This is a genomic window from Devosia alba, assembly GCF_039938915.1.
Lineage (GTDB): Bacteria > Pseudomonadota > Alphaproteobacteria > Rhizobiales > Devosiaceae > Devosia > Devosia alba.
Genome location: NZ_JBDUUI010000001.1, coordinates 180,493 through 195,933 on the forward strand (window position 1 = coordinate 180,493; position 15,441 = coordinate 195,933).

Annotated in this window: 17 protein-coding genes and 3 tRNA genes; 13 read left to right on the forward strand and 7 right to left on the reverse strand. The window is 61.7% G+C overall.

What is annotated here, in order from left to right; all coding sequences use genetic code 11:
- Positions 1 to 92: 92 nt before the first annotated feature.
- Positions 93 to 1,334 carry an ABC transporter substrate-binding protein gene (locus ABFY71_RS00830; RefSeq protein ID WP_305583134.1) on the reverse strand — a complete coding sequence of 414 codons (1,242 nt, stop codon included), beginning with the start codon at positions 1,332 to 1,334 and terminating at the stop codon, positions 93 to 95.
- 227 nt (positions 1,335 to 1,561) lie between these two features.
- On the opposite strand from ABFY71_RS00830, the gene ABFY71_RS00835 reads away from it, so the two are divergent.
- Both ABFY71_RS00835 and ABFY71_RS00840 read left to right on the forward strand, forming a co-directional pair.
- Positions 1,562 to 2,623: a LacI family DNA-binding transcriptional regulator gene (locus ABFY71_RS00835; protein WP_347944270.1), complete on the forward strand. Its 1,062-nt coding sequence runs from the start codon at positions 1,562 to 1,564 to the stop codon at positions 2,621 to 2,623.
- Between the two features lie 62 nt (positions 2,624 to 2,685).
- Positions 2,686 to 2,762: transfer RNA gene (locus tag ABFY71_RS00840), tRNA-Arg, on the forward strand.
- Between the two features lie 31 nt (positions 2,763 to 2,793).
- Here the strand turns inward: ABFY71_RS00840 and ABFY71_RS00845 are convergent.
- Positions 2,794 to 3,678 carry a helix-turn-helix domain-containing protein gene (locus ABFY71_RS00845; protein WP_347944271.1) on the reverse strand — a complete coding sequence of 295 codons (885 nt, stop codon included), beginning with the start codon at positions 3,676 to 3,678 and terminating at the stop codon, positions 2,794 to 2,796.
- Between the two features lie 91 nt (positions 3,679 to 3,769).
- Between ABFY71_RS00845 and pobA the strand changes: the two genes are divergently transcribed.
- The gene (pobA, locus tag ABFY71_RS00850) at positions 3,770 to 4,936 is read left to right on the forward strand and encodes a 4-hydroxybenzoate 3-monooxygenase (RefSeq protein ID WP_347944272.1); all 1,167 of its coding nucleotides are present in this window, start codon (positions 3,770 to 3,772) and stop codon (positions 4,934 to 4,936) included.
- Between the two features lie 79 nt (positions 4,937 to 5,015).
- Here pobA and pcaQ read toward each other — a convergent pair whose 3' ends face one another.
- A complete protein-coding gene (gene pcaQ, locus ABFY71_RS00855; RefSeq protein WP_347944273.1) occupies positions 5,016 to 5,957 on the reverse strand; it encodes a pca operon transcription factor PcaQ in 942 nt (313 codons plus the stop codon).
- A gap of 299 nt (positions 5,958 to 6,256) precedes the next feature.
- On the opposite strand from pcaQ, the gene ABFY71_RS00860 reads away from it, so the two are divergent.
- Complete coding sequence (locus ABFY71_RS00860; RefSeq protein WP_347944274.1) at positions 6,257 to 7,303, forward strand: 3-carboxy-cis,cis-muconate cycloisomerase; 1,047 nt, start codon at positions 6,257 to 6,259, stop codon at positions 7,301 to 7,303.
- Between the two features lie 30 nt (positions 7,304 to 7,333).
- Here the strand turns inward: ABFY71_RS00860 and ABFY71_RS00865 are convergent, their stop codons facing one another.
- Entirely contained in the window at positions 7,334 to 7,777 is a 444-nt protein-coding gene (locus tag ABFY71_RS00865; protein WP_347944275.1) for an ArsR/SmtB family transcription factor, read from the reverse strand.
- A gap of 185 nt (positions 7,778 to 7,962) precedes the next feature.
- Here ABFY71_RS00865 and trhA point away from each other — a divergent pair, with 185 nt between their 5' ends.
- Positions 7,963 to 8,643, forward strand: a complete 681-nt coding sequence (gene trhA, locus ABFY71_RS00870; RefSeq protein WP_305583148.1) for a PAQR family membrane homeostasis protein TrhA — start codon at positions 7,963 to 7,965, stop codon at positions 8,641 to 8,643.
- Here the strand turns inward: trhA and ABFY71_RS00875 are convergent.
- Complete coding sequence (locus tag ABFY71_RS00875; protein WP_347944276.1) at positions 8,640 to 9,122, reverse strand: DUF192 domain-containing protein; 483 nt, start codon at positions 9,120 to 9,122, stop codon at positions 8,640 to 8,642. The two genes, trhA and ABFY71_RS00875, sit on opposite strands and share 4 nt — an antisense overlap.
- Positions 9,123 to 9,133: 11 nt before the next feature.
- Entirely contained in the window at positions 9,134 to 9,757 is a 624-nt protein-coding gene (locus tag ABFY71_RS00880) for a cold-shock protein (RefSeq protein ID WP_347944277.1), read from the reverse strand.
- Between the two features lie 183 nt (positions 9,758 to 9,940).
- Here ABFY71_RS00880 and ABFY71_RS00885 point away from each other — a divergent pair, with 183 nt between their 5' ends.
- The 8 genes from ABFY71_RS00885 to ABFY71_RS00920 all read left to right on the forward strand — a co-directional run bounded on the left by ABFY71_RS00885 (position 9,941) and on the right by ABFY71_RS00920 (position 14,134).
- Positions 9,941 to 10,357, forward strand: a complete 417-nt coding sequence (locus ABFY71_RS00885) for a VOC family protein (RefSeq protein ID WP_347944278.1) — start codon at positions 9,941 to 9,943, stop codon at positions 10,355 to 10,357.
- Positions 10,358 to 10,504: 147 nt separating this feature from the next.
- Positions 10,505 to 10,981 (forward strand): YcbK family protein, encoded by a 477-nt coding sequence (locus ABFY71_RS00890; protein ID WP_305579529.1) that lies wholly within the window; start codon positions 10,505 to 10,507, stop codon positions 10,979 to 10,981.
- Between the two features lie 73 nt (positions 10,982 to 11,054).
- Positions 11,055 to 11,129, forward strand: a tRNA-Glu gene (locus ABFY71_RS00895).
- 46 nt (positions 11,130 to 11,175) lie between these two features.
- Positions 11,176 to 11,250, forward strand: a tRNA-Glu gene (locus ABFY71_RS00900).
- 256 nt (positions 11,251 to 11,506) lie between these two features.
- Positions 11,507 to 12,091: a sigma-70 family RNA polymerase sigma factor gene (locus ABFY71_RS00905; RefSeq protein ID WP_305579533.1), complete on the forward strand. Its 585-nt coding sequence runs from the start codon at positions 11,507 to 11,509 to the stop codon at positions 12,089 to 12,091.
- Positions 12,088 to 12,744 carry a ChrR family anti-sigma-E factor gene (locus ABFY71_RS00910; protein ID WP_347944280.1) on the forward strand — a complete coding sequence of 219 codons (657 nt, stop codon included), beginning with the start codon at positions 12,088 to 12,090 and terminating at the stop codon, positions 12,742 to 12,744. Before ABFY71_RS00905 ends, ABFY71_RS00910 begins: the two co-directional genes overlap by 4 nt.
- Positions 12,745 to 12,746: 2 nt before the next feature.
- Positions 12,747 to 13,499, forward strand: coding sequence for an SDR family NAD(P)-dependent oxidoreductase (locus ABFY71_RS00915; protein ID WP_347944281.1), 753 nt, complete (start codon positions 12,747 to 12,749; stop codon positions 13,497 to 13,499).
- Positions 13,500 to 13,837: 338 nt separating this feature from the next.
- A complete protein-coding gene (locus ABFY71_RS00920) occupies positions 13,838 to 14,134 on the forward strand; it encodes a PRC-barrel domain-containing protein (RefSeq protein ID WP_305579534.1) in 297 nt (98 codons plus the stop codon).
- 63 nt (positions 14,135 to 14,197) lie between these two features.
- On the opposite strand, the gene ABFY71_RS00925 is transcribed toward ABFY71_RS00920, so the two are convergent.
- Complete coding sequence (locus tag ABFY71_RS00925; protein WP_347944282.1) at positions 14,198 to 15,433, reverse strand: class I SAM-dependent methyltransferase; 1,236 nt, start codon at positions 15,431 to 15,433, stop codon at positions 14,198 to 14,200.
- Positions 15,434 to 15,441 lie beyond the last annotated feature (8 nt).

Sequence of the window (15,441 nt, forward strand, 5' to 3'; positions counted from 1 at the left end):
TGTATCTCCAAGAGAGGGTGGCCAACCTTGTATTCAAGGTCGGCCACCGCTTTCAGTCCTGGGAGCAGGCTCCCAACGAGCTAGCCCAAGGCTTACTCAGCCGACTCGATGATCGAGGCATAGCGCTCGACGTAGTCGTCAACAGTGATGCTGTCGTCATCGATGAACTCGATGCTGAGATCCTGCAGCTGCTGCTGGGTATCGCTGGTCAGGGCGAAGTCGCCCGATGGCAGCAGACCATTGCCGAGCATGCCCAGAGCCTTCTGCATGCAGGGATTGGCGGCCGCCAGGTCAATGTCGGTCCGGATCGGCATGGAGCCCTTGACCATGTTGAAGTTGAGCTGGGCTTCAGGCGAGATCAGGATGCGGGCCAGATCGGCCTGAGCGTCGAGGACGGCCTGGTCGGTACCTTCAGGCAGCTTGGGGAAGTAGAACGAGTCGCCGCCGCCGGTGAGCTGGTCACCCAGGCCGAGAGCCGGCAGACATTCGTAGTTTTCACCGGGAACGCCGCCGGCCACCTGCAGGTCGCCCTGCAGCCAGTCGCCGTGGATGTTGCCGGCCGCAGTGCCTTCGAGCAACTGGGTACCAACGTCACCGAAGGACGGCACCATCATGTCAGGCGAGATCACCTGGCGCAGCGAGTCGAGCGCTTCGGCAACCTTGCGGAACTCAGGCCCACGAACAGCGCTGGCATCCTTGTCACGATTGATGGCCAGCACCAGGTCGCTGCCGCCCAGACCGGACATCAGCACGCCGGGAACGCCGGAAATCGGCCAACCGGTCGCCAGACCAAAGGGGAGCACGCCGGCGTCCTGCAGAGCAGGCCAGCTGGCGACATATTCGTTCCAGTCCTTGGGAACAGGCTGGCCGATCTTTTCGTAGGCAGCGGTGGACAGCCACAGCCAATCCCACGAGTGAATGTTGATCGGCAGGCAGTAGAGGCCGCCTTCAAAACGGCAAGGCTCAAGCAGGCTGGCGTCGACGTAGAAGCTCTCGATGTCCATGTCGGCGACGACATCGGTCAGGTCGCGCATCAGGCCGGCCTGGATGAGTTCCTCGGCATCACGGCCGGTGTTCATCTGGGTGGCGCCCATTGGATCGCCGCCGATGATGCGGCTGATGATGACGGGGTTGGCACCGGTGCCCGACCCGGCCAGCGCGCTGTCCACCCAGGTATTGCCGGTCTCTGCTTCGAAGGCCTTGGCGAATTCGGCAATAGCTGCCGCTTCACCAGCCGACGTCCACCAGTGCGTGACTTCCAGATCGACGGCCATGGCGGCGGTCGTGCCCATCAACGCGGTAGCCATAGCGGCTACCACTGCAAATTTCTTCATAGATTGTCCTCCCAACGATCACTTGGAGCGAAGCGCCCCCGCGAAGCGGTCAGCCGCAAGGTCGTCTTCTAGTGAGACATCCCGTGCTGACTGCATGTAATCGATTGCATTTTCGGTATCCCAAAATCGTGCAATCGATTGCATTACATTCATACACGACTTGCAGACCTGTCAAGATCGAATTAGACAGATTGCGTTACCGACAGCGAGAGGGGGCGCTGCCAGGTATGTCAAAAGCAGAAAAAACACCGACAATTCAAGACGTTGCCAAATTTGCGCAGGTATCCACAGCCACTGTGAGCCGGGCCTTGTCACGCCCTGAACGGGTCAGCGGGCCGACCCGCGAGCGGATTGCCGAGGCCGTCCGCATTACCGGCTATACGCTGAACCAGGCGGCACGCTCGCTGCGGCAGCGAACCGCCCGAACCATCCTGGTCGCCCTGCCCGACATCGGCAATACGTTCTTTTCCACCATCCTCGATGCCATCGAACGCGAGGCCGCCCTGCGCGGCTATGGCGTGCTGGTGGTGAACCGCATTGCCGGGGACGTATCCGGTCGGCGGCTGCATGAGTATTTTCTGTCCAATCGGGCGGATGGGCTGTTGCTGCTCGATGGCGCCCTCGCGCTGGCGCCCCTGCTGGTGCTCACCCAGGCACCAGCCAATGTCCCCCTGGTCATGGCCTGTGAAACCATCCCCGACGCCCCGTTTCACGCCGTCCGGACCGACAATATCTACGCGGCCGAGGTGGCAACGCGACATCTGATCGGGCTGGGGCATCGCCGCATCGGCCACATTCAGGGGCCGCCGGGCAATGTGCTGACAACGGAGCGGCAAACCGGTTTCACCAACGCTTTGGCCGCCAGTGGGCTGACCGTGCAGCCCGAATGGATCTTTGCCGGCGGCTTTACCATGGAGCGCGGCGTGGCAGCCGCCGAACAGTTCATGGCGTTGCGCGAGCGTCCCAGCGCCATCTTTGCCGCCAATGACGAGGTCGCCATCGGCTTCTTGTCCGGGCTGCGGCGGCATGGCCTGGAATGCCCGCGTGACATTTCGGTGGTCGGCTTTGATGATCTGGCGGTCGCAACTCATGTCTGGCCGCCCTTGACCACCATGCGCCAGCCGCGCGAGGCGCTCGGTCGCCTGGCGGCCGAAGCCCTGATCGATCTGATCGAGGGCAAACCACCCAGCCGCGTGCCCAAACATACCGTGCTCAGTTCCGAGCTGATCGTGCGCGCCAGCACGGCCCCGCCTCCCTCTGTGTCCACGCCCCTGTCAGCCGCATCGTAATTGCCGGCGCCTGCGGTCTTCCTTTTGCGACAGAATCCGCTACATGGAACCAGTCTGGTTCTGGTCCCGTAGCTCAGCTGGATAGAGCAGCAGCCTTCTAAGCTGTTGGTCGCAGGTTCGAGTCCTGCCGGGATCGCCAGATGTTTTCAGCAAATCACGGCACACCTCACCTACGCCTTCACTGAATCCGCATTTTGCCGGCGAAACCGCTCCGGTGGCATCCCGACCGCACGGCTGAAGGCGCGGCTGAAATAGGCGGGGTCGGTATAGCCGAGCGCGTAGGCGATCTGTTTGACCGGCAGCGCGGTGAATACCAGATAGCGCCGGGCCTCATGCATGATCCGGCGTTCCACCACCGTCATGGCCGATGCCCCCAGCACGGCGTTGGCGGTGCGGTTGAGATGGCCGGGCGTGATCCCCAGCGCCGCCGCGTAAAACGCCAGCGAGCGCTGCTGGGCAAACTCCTGTTCCACCAGGCGCTGAAACGCCTGCGCGTGGCGCATGGCGGGGTGCGGTGCCGGCTGCGTGGCGGCCACGGCCTGCCGGCTGGCGCGGACCAGTTCGGCCAGCAGCGTGCCGACCCGTCCCGACAGCGCCAACCCCCTCGCCTCGCCTTTGTGTCCAGCCTCGGCCAGCAACGCTGCCATGGCCTCGGCAATGGCAGGGTCGGGGTCGGCAATAATGCTCGCAATGGCCAGGCTGCCACGCGTATCGGCATGGGCGTCGAGCATGGCGCGGATATCGGCTTCAAACAGTGTCAGCACCGTGCCGCCGACATCATGGTCAAAGCGATAGGCGTGGATGGCCAGCGCCGGTACAATCACCACCGCCGGCGGCTCGATGGTGCAAACACTGTTCTCCAGCGTCACCATGGCGGTGCCAGCGGTCAGCTGCAACACCTGGAACAATTGCTCGTGTCGATGCGGACCGATGCGGAAATCGTGCAAGCTGGAGCGCGATGCCAGGGTCTCGAAATGCAGGCGATCGGCGAAAGGAAGCGCAGTCTTCTCACCATAGAGCGCATAGACGGGTACGGGCAAAACAGATTTTTCCATGTTCGGATTATCCAAGTCTTTGCCGGTCCTGTCCATTGGTTGATGCGCCCCTGTTCCCCATTATCGCGCGCCACGGAGCGGGGAGAATAGCATGCGTACACAGGTGGCCATTATCGGCGCGGGACCAGCCGGCCTGATGCTGGGTCGATTGCTGGAGCGGGCCGGCGTTGACGCGGTGATCATTGAGCGCAAAAGCGCCGATTATGTCCTTGGACGGATTCGCGCTGGCGTGCTGGAACAGGGCGCGGTGGATTTGCTGGACGCGGCAGGCGTCGGCCAGCGCATGCATCAGGAGGGCCTGATCCACAAAGGCATCGACCTGGCCTTTGATGGCGACATGCTCAACATCAATTTCGAGAAGCTGATCGGCAAGCACGTCATGGTCTATGGGCAGACCGAGGTCACCCGCGATCTGATGGCGGCGCGTCAGGACAGCGGTGCCCTGACCATCTACGAAGCCGACGATGTGGCCATCCAAGATTTCGACGGCGCCACACCCCGCGTCACCTATCGCAAGGATGGAGTCACCCACACGCTCGATTGTGATGTCATTGCCGGTTGTGACGGCTTCCATGGCGTCTGCCGTGCCAGCGTGCCGGAACAATCGGTAACCAGCTTCGAACGGGTTTATCCATTTGGCTGGCTGGGGGTGCTGGTGGATCAGCCACCGGTGGGCGAGGAACTGATCTACGCGCACCATGAACACGGCTTTGCCCTGTGCTCGATGCGATCCAACACCCGCAGCCGTTACTATGTGCAGGTGCCCAGTGACGAGAAAGCGGCAAACTGGAGCGATGACCGCTTTTGGGATGAATTGCGGGCGCGGCTCAATCCCGCCACCGCTGCAGCGCTCAAGACCGCAGCGTCGATCGAGAAATCCGTGGCGCCGCTGCGCAGTTTCGTGGCCGAACCCCTGCGCTTCGGCAATTTGTTCCTGGCGGGCGACGCCGCCCATATCGTCCCACCAACCGGGGCCAAGGGGCTCAATCTGGCGATGAGCGACGTCAAGGTCCTGGCCGAAGCGCTGATCGAGCGCTTCCTTGAGCGATCAACGGCCGGCGTGGATGGCTATTCGCCCACGGTGCTGCAGCGCATTTGGAAAGCAGAGCGCTTCAGCTGGTGGATGACCTCGATGCTGCACACCTTCCCCGAAACCGGCGCCTTTGGTCGCCGCATTCAGCGCGCCGAATTCGACTATCTGGCCAGCTCGCTCGCCGCCCAGCAGAGCCTGGCCGAGAATTATACCGGCCTGCCATAAGCCACGCCACAAGGCGCGTGTCCCCTGTGGCGCCAGGTAGCAGCGATTTGGCGCTGTCCGACCGCTATCGGCGGCGTCTTCATGCCACCGGCGGCGCGCCGGTTGCCTGCCGTGCACTGTGACGAATGGCACTCATCAACCCCACCGCCGGTGGCGACAGGGTGACGTCGACCCGCGTGGTCAACCCGACCGGTCCGCGCGTCTCGTCCATGGCAAAGGGCAGCGCAACCAACAGGCCATCACGACAATCGGGCGCCACCACGCCCTCCGAAATGAACCACACCGCATCGGTGGCGCGCAGATAGTTGCGGGCAAAACTGTCCGACACTGTTTCGAGCACCGTATCGGCAATGTCCACATTGTGGGCGCGCAGGTACCGCTCCACGGTGGGGCGAATCACGGCATCGGGTGGCGGCAGCAACCAGGGATAGTCAGCCAGCGCTGACAGCTGCGGCGCCTTGGATTCCGCAAGCGGATGGCCCTTGCGCACCACGGCGCAGACCAGTTCGGAATAGAGGTGTTCAAAGCTCAGCCCGGCAATGTCGTGAGGGTCAGCCATGCGTCCCACCACCAGATCAAGCTCACCGGCACGCAGCAAAGCTATCAGATAAGCATTGGGGCCGGTAACGACGCGCGTCGGCATGATAATGCCATCGGCGGTCAAGGCGGCCAGCGCCGCCGGCAGGATCGATGTGGACACGGTGGGCAAGGCGCCGATCCGGACCATATCGACTGCTGAAACCTGCGCGGCCACCTGAACGCCCTGCCATAGCGCAGCCATGCCATTGGCGGCATGCAGCCGAAAAAGCTCCCCCGTGGTGGTCAGACTCAAGGTCCGCCGGCTGCGATCAAACAGCGGCACGCCCAGGATCGCTTCCAATTCCTGAATGGTCTTGGTGGCGGCGGGCTGGCTCATGTTCAGGGCACTGGCCGCCTTGGCGACACCACCAAGCCGGGCGACCTCGAGAAAGCAGCGCAAGTGGCGCAATTTGAGGCGGGGATCGAGTTGGGCAATCGGCATGGGCACCTCTGGAAACTGCCTTGATTGATATACTATCAGTTATATCTTGTCGCGAGCTTCTCATTTCCATTTCGTGGCCAAGTCAGCAGAATGAACCAACCGGCGCTTTGCGACACCCTTGCCCGGTCCACTGAAATAACCTTTTTGACATTATGAGTCCCGGCAGCACCCGTTCAGGATCCCCGCCAGACCTGCAGTGGTGAGCAGCGATGGCCGCCGAGGGTGGTTCGGTTAGGGATCGCGCTTGCGGTGCCGTGCATATAGGCTGACGCGAACGCAAGAAAGAACAAGCAAGACCGATGAGCCTTCTGAACGCTGCGCTGTTTGCCGATCCTGAACTCGACGACCTGCTCGACGATAACGCTCATCTGGCGGCCATCGTGCACTTTGAGGCGATGCTGGCGAGCGCCAGCGCCACCGAGGGGCTGATCCCGAGCGCCGCCGCCCACGAGATCAGCGAACGGCTGGGCCAGGTCCAACTTGATACCGCCGCACTCGGTGCCGGCCTGGCTAAGGACGGCGTGGTGGTCCCCGCGCTGATTGGCGCGCTGCGCCAGACGCTGTCTGAGGCCAGCCGCCCCTACCTGCATCACGGTGCGACCAGCCAGGATGCCATCGATACGGCCTGGATGCTGCAACTGGCGCAGATTGTGCCGCTGCTGCAGCAGCGGCTTGGCCACGTCGACAGCACGTTGGACGGTCTGACCGTGCAATTTGGCGGCCAGAAACTGATGGCGCACACCCGCATGCAAGCCGCGCTGCCATTCACCTTGGCCGATAAACTGTCGACCTGGCAGCGTGCCATTGAGGAGTGCACCACCGGGCTGACATTTGCCGCCGAGCGGGCGCTGGCCGTGCAATTGGGTGGGCCCGTGGGCAATCGCGCCAGTTTTGAGGGCAAGGGGGACGCCATTGCGACCCGGCTGGCCGCCTTGCTGGGGCTGCGCGCCGCGCCCGCTTGGCACGGCAACCGCGTGGCACTGTGTCGCCTCGCCGCCGAACTGGCCGGGATCAGCGGCGTGCTGGGCAAGCTGGGCGTCGATATCACCCTGATGACGCAGAGCGAACTGGGGCAAGCCGTCATTAGCGGCGGTGGCGGATCATCGGCGATGGCGCACAAGAACAACCCGGTGGAGGCCGAATTACTGGTGACTTTGGCCCGGCAGAGCGCGGGGAGTCTGGGCACGCTGTTTCAGGCATTGGTGCATGAAAACGAGCGCTCGGGCGCGGCGTGGACCCTGGAATGGTTGACCCTGCCTACCGTTGTCCGCAATGCCGGCAGTGGCCTGCTGATGGCGCAGCGACTATTGCAACGGCTGAGCTTTCCGCCGCAGGACACCGCCTGAACACCGGTGAATGAGCGTTTTCTGAGCGCCCTAGAAGTCGAATCCCATCTGTGAAACGGCCGGCTTAGCCGGTTTGGTGGGCTTGACGGGCTTGGCCGGAACAGGCGCAACGTGGTCCGCAGCAACCATCAAGATTTCCGGGGCAGGACTGGCGATTGCTACCGGCCTGCTGGCAGACGTCTTGAGCTTTGCCGCTTCCTTGCCAGTCTTTGGCGACGGAACGAGTTCACTCAGCCAGCGCTGCACCGGCGCCAGCCTGTTCACATGCAGCGCATAGCGGTTTTCGCGACCAAATTTTTTCTCGCTGATCAGGCCGGACTGCTTGAGCACACGCAGATGCCGCGAGATGGCGGGACGGCTGATCTTGAACGCCGCGGCCAGCACATGCACGGGCTGCGGCCCGGCACGGAGCAATTCGACAAGGCGGCAGCGGGTGGGGTCGGCCAGGGCCACAAGAACTGCAATGGGCGGCATGTCGTTTCCAGAGCTTTTCCTGCTGAGTAGGTAACGACAGGGTTACTCGTCAAGGGCCTGGCGGATATGCAACTGTTTGTTCACCAGATACGTTGGTCCAGACTTAACGATGCGCCATGATGGCGTGGCGTCAGCAATATTCTGGTCACTTCCCTGCGCGAAGTTCGGAACAGGGAGAATTACACATGACGAAACCAGCAGCGACATATTCGTGGTGGAGCCGTGCACAGCGGCCATACTCAGCTGCCGAGCTGGTCGTCGACAGCATTGTGCATATTCTCGGCCTGGTCGGCGCTATCGCTGCCGGATCGATCCTGCTGGCCTTTGCCATCAGCGAAGCGGCGCCCGAGCTCCCTGCCCTGTTCATTTATATCTTCAGCCTGGTTGCCGTGCTTGGCGTGTCGCTGGCCTATAATGTGACGCCGGTGTCGCCGATCAAGATGCTGCTGGCCCGCTTTGACCAGGCCGCCATCTTCCTGTTCATCGCCGGCTCCTACACACCCTTCCTGGCGGTCATGGCCGGGACCACGACGGGCACGTTGATGACGACATTCGTCTGGGGCGCCTCACTGATCGGGGTGGCGCTCAAGCTGATCGTTCCCGAACACTTTGGCAGGCTGGCCATTGCCCTCTATCTGGCCATTGGCTGGAGCGGCATTCTGGTGTTCCAGTCCCTGGCCCAGACCCTGCCCACGTCGACCATGTGGCTGCTGCTGGCAGGCGGCGTGACCTATTCACTGGGTATTATCTTCCACCTCTGGGAAAAGCTGAAATTCCAGAACGCGCTTTGGCATGTGTTCGTGGTGGGTGGCGCCAGCCTGCATCTGTGGGCCGTCATCGACTTCATGGTCATTCACCGCTTTTAGTCGCGCGGCGCAGCCACTCGGTCATGCTCCATGGTGTCACCCGGCTTGAGCCCCAGCTCAACGGAGCGGCCACCCGGAATTTCCAGCACAAACTGCACCGGCACTTCTGAGGGAATCGAGGTCGGATCCTGCGGCCGTGCATTGACGTGAATGGTCTTGACCACACCATCAGCGCCGACAAAAATCATGTCGAGCGGAATGAAGGTATTGCGCATCCAGAACGAGACTTCGCGCTCCTGCTGGAAATCAAACAGCATGCCGGCATCAGCGGCCAGTTCCTGGCGGAACATCAGGCCCTGCGCGCGGGTTTCGGGCGTGTCGACCAGTTCGACATTGAAACTGTGCGCGCCGCTCGCGGTGTGCAGCACCAATTTGCCCTCATCGCTGCACGCGGCGAGCGGCGCGGACACCAGCAGCACGGCGACAAACGCGCCAGCACGGCGCAGCGCCGGGGCAAAGCCAGAGGCAATCGCTATCATATTATGGTTTCCTAGTGCGAAGACGGGGCATCGCCCCAACCATCGGGTCGGATTTCGGCGACCATAAGGCCCTTGGGACCATTGCCGTAGCGGACCAGCACAAATTGTCCGGGCCGCAACTCGGTAATACCGAAGCGCCGCAGCGTTTCCATATGCACGAAAATGTCGGGCGTGCCCTCGCCGGCCGACAGGAAGCCAAAGCCGCGAATTCGGTTGAACCATTTGACCTCGAGGCGAACCATGCCCGATGTCGCTTCGACCACCACATGCGTGCGTGGCGCGGGCATCTGGGCTGGATGGACGGCAGTGGATTCATCCATCGAAACAATGCGGAAGGCCTGCAGGCCACCGGGGCGGTTGAGCGCTTCAACGACGATGCGGGCGCCCTCATGGGCACTCTGGTAGCCGTCGCGGCGCAGACAGGTCACATGTAGCAGGACATCGGGCATGCCATTGTCCGGCACGATAAAGCCGAACCCCTTGCCGGCATCAAACCACTTTATCGCCCCAGAGATTTCAATGGTATCGAGCCCGGATTCGGCCGAACGTGCAGATGCCTCGGCATGCTCAGGCGCACCCGTCTCCTGCGAGAAGACGGTCGACCCGTCACCATCACCACCAGAATCGGCCCCCATCGTCCCTCAGCCCCTCGATACTCGTCCGCCACGGCGGGATACTTCACAATAGACGCAGTCTGTCCGATTCAAGCGTGATTGTTAAGCATGTCTTAGGAAATTGTTGTATGGCGCTCAACTTGCGGCGCCGGGCGGCCCTTGCTAGGCCAGTAACACCGCCGATCAACCAAAGAGGAGAACGCCATGCAGTTCCTGCACACCATGGTTCGTGTGACCAATGTCGAGGATAGTTTGCGCTTTTATTGCAATGGCTTGGGCCTGGAAGAAGTCAAGCGTATCGACAATGAGAAGGGTCGGTTTACGCTGATTTTCCTGAGCGCGCCGGGCGACAAGGGTGGGCAGGTGGAACTGACCTATAACTGGGATCCCGAGACCTATACCGGTGGGCGCAATTTCGGTCATCTGGCGTATCGCGTCAAAGATATCTACGGCCTGTGCCAGCACCTGAGCGATATGGGCGTGGTCATCAACCGCCCGCCGCGCGACGGGCACATGGCGTTTGTGCGGTCTCCGGACGGCATTTCGATCGAGCTGATTCAGGAAGGCGATCTGCCCCCGCAGGAGCCATGGTTGTCGATGCCCAATACCGGCCAATGGTAACCCGGCACCAGCCACCCATCAGCCATTCACGTTTTGCTAACCGTGGCGCTTAGGCTGCGGTTAGCAAAACCGATCGTATTTTAGGGACTTCAGCAACATATCGTTGCCTGTTGCACGAGAGCAACATTTGCGTTTCTCGGAAGTCCCATGCACCCTGCGCTACGATCCATCGCCGCCCTTGCCCTTTGCGTTCTGACGCTGGCGGCCTGCGTGCCCATGGCCATGTTCGCCAGTTCCAGCGGCGCCAGCTATGCGAACAAGCGAAATGACTGGGGCACTTATGTCGCCAGCCGTGACGTCAATGCCTTCTGCCTGTCGCCAAAGCTGCGCTTTCTGGTGTGGGAGTTCGAAGGCCATTTCGGGCGCAAGGTGATCATGAGTTCGGGCTATCGCGACGGCAATCACAACGCGGCGGCGGGTGGCGCCAGCAATTCCTATCATACCAGGTGTATGGCCGCCGATTTCTACATTCCCGGTGTCGACAAGCGGGACATGATCCTGTTTGCGCTGCGCACCGATGCGGTGGGCGGGTTGGGGTGTTATCCCGGCCGCCAGTTCATCCATGTGGATGTCCGCGACCGGCCGCGCGGCTATCGCCGACCGGTCACATTCTCGGGCTGCTAAATAATTGTTTGAATGGGCGTCCTTATGGCTTGCACAACCCAAACGAGCCAACTATACGACCGGAAGTGCTTAAGCGCCCTTCGTCTATCGGTTAGGACGGCACCCTTTCACGGTGCAGAGAGGGGTTCGATTCCCCTAGGGCGTACCACTCCTTCTTGTTGAAGGGTGGAAACTAAGCCAAGTTTTCTGGGTCTGCGCCCATCGTCTATCGGTTAGGACGGCACCCTCTCACGGTGCAGAGCGGGGTTCGATTCCCCGTGGGCGTACCAGAAACTTCTTTCCTCATCCCCGAACCCGGTCCGCTCGCTCGATCGATTGTTGTCGGCTGACCAAAATCATCCCACCCATTGTCAGGGCCGCGACCTGCCTTGCGTGATGATGCTCGCGCACGCTCATCAAGACCATCAAGCTGAACCGTCAGCAAAGACCCCAATTGCCTTGGCGATCCACGCCACGGTGATCTGGCGCTGCTCCCGTGCCGTACAAGGGCTGACAGGAGCGGAGCAGACGATGTATGCCTTGAGCATGACAGAACCAGACATCGGGCGTGCCCCGCCACCAGCAGCGCTGAACGACTACACGGCATTGTTGCTGCGGGTGGCCCAATCACGTGACAAACCGGCCCTGGCCGCGCTGTTCAACCATTTCGGCCCGCGCATCAAATCGATGATGCTCAAGCTTGGTGCCAGCGACGCGCTGGCTGAAGATCTGGTGCAGGAAACCTTCGTGTCGGTGTGGCGCAAGGCTGGCCAGTATTCCAGCCAGCGGGGCGCCGCGAGCACCTGGATCTTCACCATCGCCCGCAATCTGCGGATCGATCAGCTGCGGCGGCAATCGAACAAGCCCTATGAAGACCTCGAAAAGCTTGAACTGGCCAGCGACAGCCCCAGCGGAAGCACGCTGGTCGAACAGAACCAGGTGATTGACCGCGTCACCATCGCGCTCGAATTGCTGCCCCCCGAACAACAGGAAGTCGTGCGCCTGAGTTTTATCCACGATATGCCGCATGCCCAGATCGCCGAAAGCCTCGGCGTGCCACTGGGCACCGTGAAATCGCGACTTCGCCTCGCTTATGGACGGCTCCGGCCCTTGCTGGAGGATCTGCAATGACCATTGAACACCACCCCGACATCACCACCCTGCTGGCCTTCAGCGCCGGTACCCTTGAAGACCCGTATGCTACGGTTGTGGCCACGCATCTGGCAATGTCGGAGGGCGGCCGCGAAGCTCTGCGTCAGATCAATGCGATTGGCGGCGCGCTGCTCAACGCCGAGCCCGAGGCCGAACTGACCGCTGGCTCGCTCGATCGGCTGCTGGATACGCTGGGCGATGACGACAGAATTGACGTGATGCCGCATGACGAGCGCACAGTTGCCGGCGACGTGCCCCTGCCTCTGCAGCGCTTTCTGCCGAACGGGCTCGAAGGCGTGCGCTGGAAGTGGACGGGTCCGGGTGTGGCCACGGCCGATCTGGGCTGGGGCAAGGACGGCCGCTCGCGGCTGATGTTGCTGCGCGTCGGTGCCGGTCGACCGGTGCCCGAACATGGCCATGGCGGCCAGGAGCTGACGCTGATCCTGTCGGGAGCCTATCGCGACCGTTTTGGCCTGTTTGCCAAGGGCGACATTGCCGACCATGACGAAGATGTGGAGCATCAGCCGATTGCCGAGCCGGGCGAGGACTGCATCTGCCTGGTAGCGGTGGACGCCAAGCTGACCTTCCGTGGCCGGCTGATGCGGGCCCTGCAGCCGCTGTTCAGGATATGAGCATGAAACCGGGCGTAGCCTGGATCATTGGTGGCGGCTCGGGCATTGGCGCGGCCGTCGCCCAACGCCTGGCCCGGCAGGGCTGGGCCGTGGCAATCTCGGGCCGACGCGAGGACAAGCTGGCGGCAGTGGCCAAGGGGCACCCCACCATTGGCTCCTACCCGCTCGACGTCACCGATGGCGCCGCCATCAAGGCCGCCGTGCAGCAGATCGTTGCCGATATGGGGCGGATCGACCTGTTCATCTTCGGCGCCGCCGCTTGGCAGCCCATGGATGTCGGCGACTACGCCTATGACAAGTTCGCCAAGGTGGTGGACACCAATTATCTGGGCGTGATCCGCATTGCCAATCCACTGATCGAACAGATGGCGCGCCAGGGCGGCGGGCACTTTGCCGTCATCGCCTCGGTGGCCGGCTATTTCGGCTTGCCGCGCTCGGCCGCCTATTCCTCCACCAAGGCCGCACTGATCAATCTGCTGGAGACCATGCGCAGCGAACTGGCGCCGCGCAATATTGTGGTGCGAATGATTGCGCCGGGATTCGTCAAATCCGAGCTGACCGACAAGAACGACTTCCCGATGCCCTTCCTGATGGAAACCGACGAAGCAGCCCAGCGGATCGTCGACGGCCTGACGCAGTCGGACCGCTTCGAGATCGCCTTTCCCAGGCGCATGGTGTGGCTGATGAAGACCGTGCGCTGGCTGCCCTACCCCGTGTTTTTCTGGCTCACCGGAAAGATGCTGCCCAAGGATTGAACCTTTGCGGCGCTGATTGATTTTCCTCTCCACAGAGGAGAATTGTCATGGACCTGATACCCGATCCCCGCCAGCGCCAGCCCAAGGGCGACCACAACCGGCGCCTGTCACTTGAACTCGACGGCGCCGCGTTCGCCGCAGAGGCCGGCATAACGGTGGAACAATTGCGCGACTACGAGCGAACCAGTCCCGATCACGACTTCGATGTCGAGGTGGCACGGCGCGTCGGCCTGGCGCTTGAGCGTCTGGAGCAGGTTTTGCCCAATTCCCAGACCGGACGGAACGCTCCGGCGGCTAAGCCGTTGGCCTCACTGAACCCCAATACAGGAGCATTCACGATGGACCACACCAATCATATCCGTTTGTCGCCCACCGAACTGACGCCCGATGCGCTTGAAGGCGCGACCATTTACGGCGCTGATGATCACAAGGTTGGCAAAGTCTCCCATGTGCATGGGATGGGCCCCTCCAGTCAGGTCATCATTGATGTCGGCGGGTTCCTCGGCCTTGGCGCCAAGCCGGTAGCTGTGCCCTTGGGCGATCTTCAGTTCATGCGCGACGAGAGTGGCGAAGTTCACGCCGCAACAGGTTGGACCAAGGAGCAGCTGGAAGAAATGCCAGAGCATCACCACTGATCCATTGCCCTGCCGGTAAAAGACCCCCGGACCTGGTCCGGGGTCTTTTTTTGAGCTACGCCGTCAAGCCGGGCGGCGATACTGGTAGATGCCGACATCAATCGAGCCTTCGGCAAAGCCGGCCTCGCAATAGCTGAGGTAATATATCCATTTGCGCTTGAACTCTTCGTCATAGCCCAGCGGGGCAATCATCGGCCAGCGTTCGAGGAAGCGTTCACGCCACAATCGCAAAGTCTTGGCGTAGGACAGGCGGAAGGTGTCGACGTTCTCCAGCACCAGATCGTATTTTTCGCCGAACTCGCGCATCACCGTCTTGGTCAGCAGCATGCCCCCGGGGAAAATGTAGCGCTGGATGAAATCGGGGCCACTTTTATAACCGTCGAAATCGGCCTCATTGATGGTGATCGCCTGGATAGCGGCCGTGCCGCCGGGCTTGAGCCGGTCATGCACTGTCTGAAAATAACTGTCCCAGTTGTCCTCGCCGACCGCCTCGATCATCTCGATGGAGCCGATATGGTCAAACTGCCCCTCGGTGTGGCGATAATCCTCGAACACCAGCGTGGCAAACTCATCGAGCCCCTGTTTGGCCAGGCGCTCCCGGCCATATTTGAGCTGTTCGGCCGACAGGGTGATGCCGCGCAGATTGGCACGGTAGTCCTTGGCCACGGTTTCGGCGAACCCACCCCAGCCGCAGCCGATCTCCAGCACGGAGGAGCCTTCGGTAACGCCCGCCATATCGGCGACACGACGGTATTTTTCGCGTTGAGCCTCCTCGAGGCTCTGATCACCCGAGGTGAACACGGCCGAGGAATAGGTCATGGAAGGGTCGAGCCACTGGCCGTAGAAGTCATTGCCCAGGTCATAATGCTCGGCAATGTTCTTCTTGGAGCCTTCGAGCGTGTTGCGGCGCGATAGATGATAATGCAGATCCCCCGCTGCCTTGCGGAAAAAACCCGGATTGGCCTGCTCGAAGGTATCGCGGTTCTGCAGATAGAAACGGAACAGCGCCGTCAGATCATCGACTTCGATATCGCCGTTCATATAGGCGGAGGCAAAACCGACAGTACCGCGCTGCATGGCTTCGCTGAGCACGCGGAAATTGTTGAGGCGTAGCACCGAGTGCCCGCCGGTCGCCGGATTTCCAATGGTGCGGGTGCGCCCATTGGGAAAAATCACCGTTACGGCGCCATGTTTTGGGTGGCCGATAAGGGACGAACCGATCGCGTCCACGACCCAGGAAACGAGCCGCGTCCACGGAGTCACGCCGGTGCTGGCATTGTCTATTGCTGTCTTGTTCATTGGCCCCA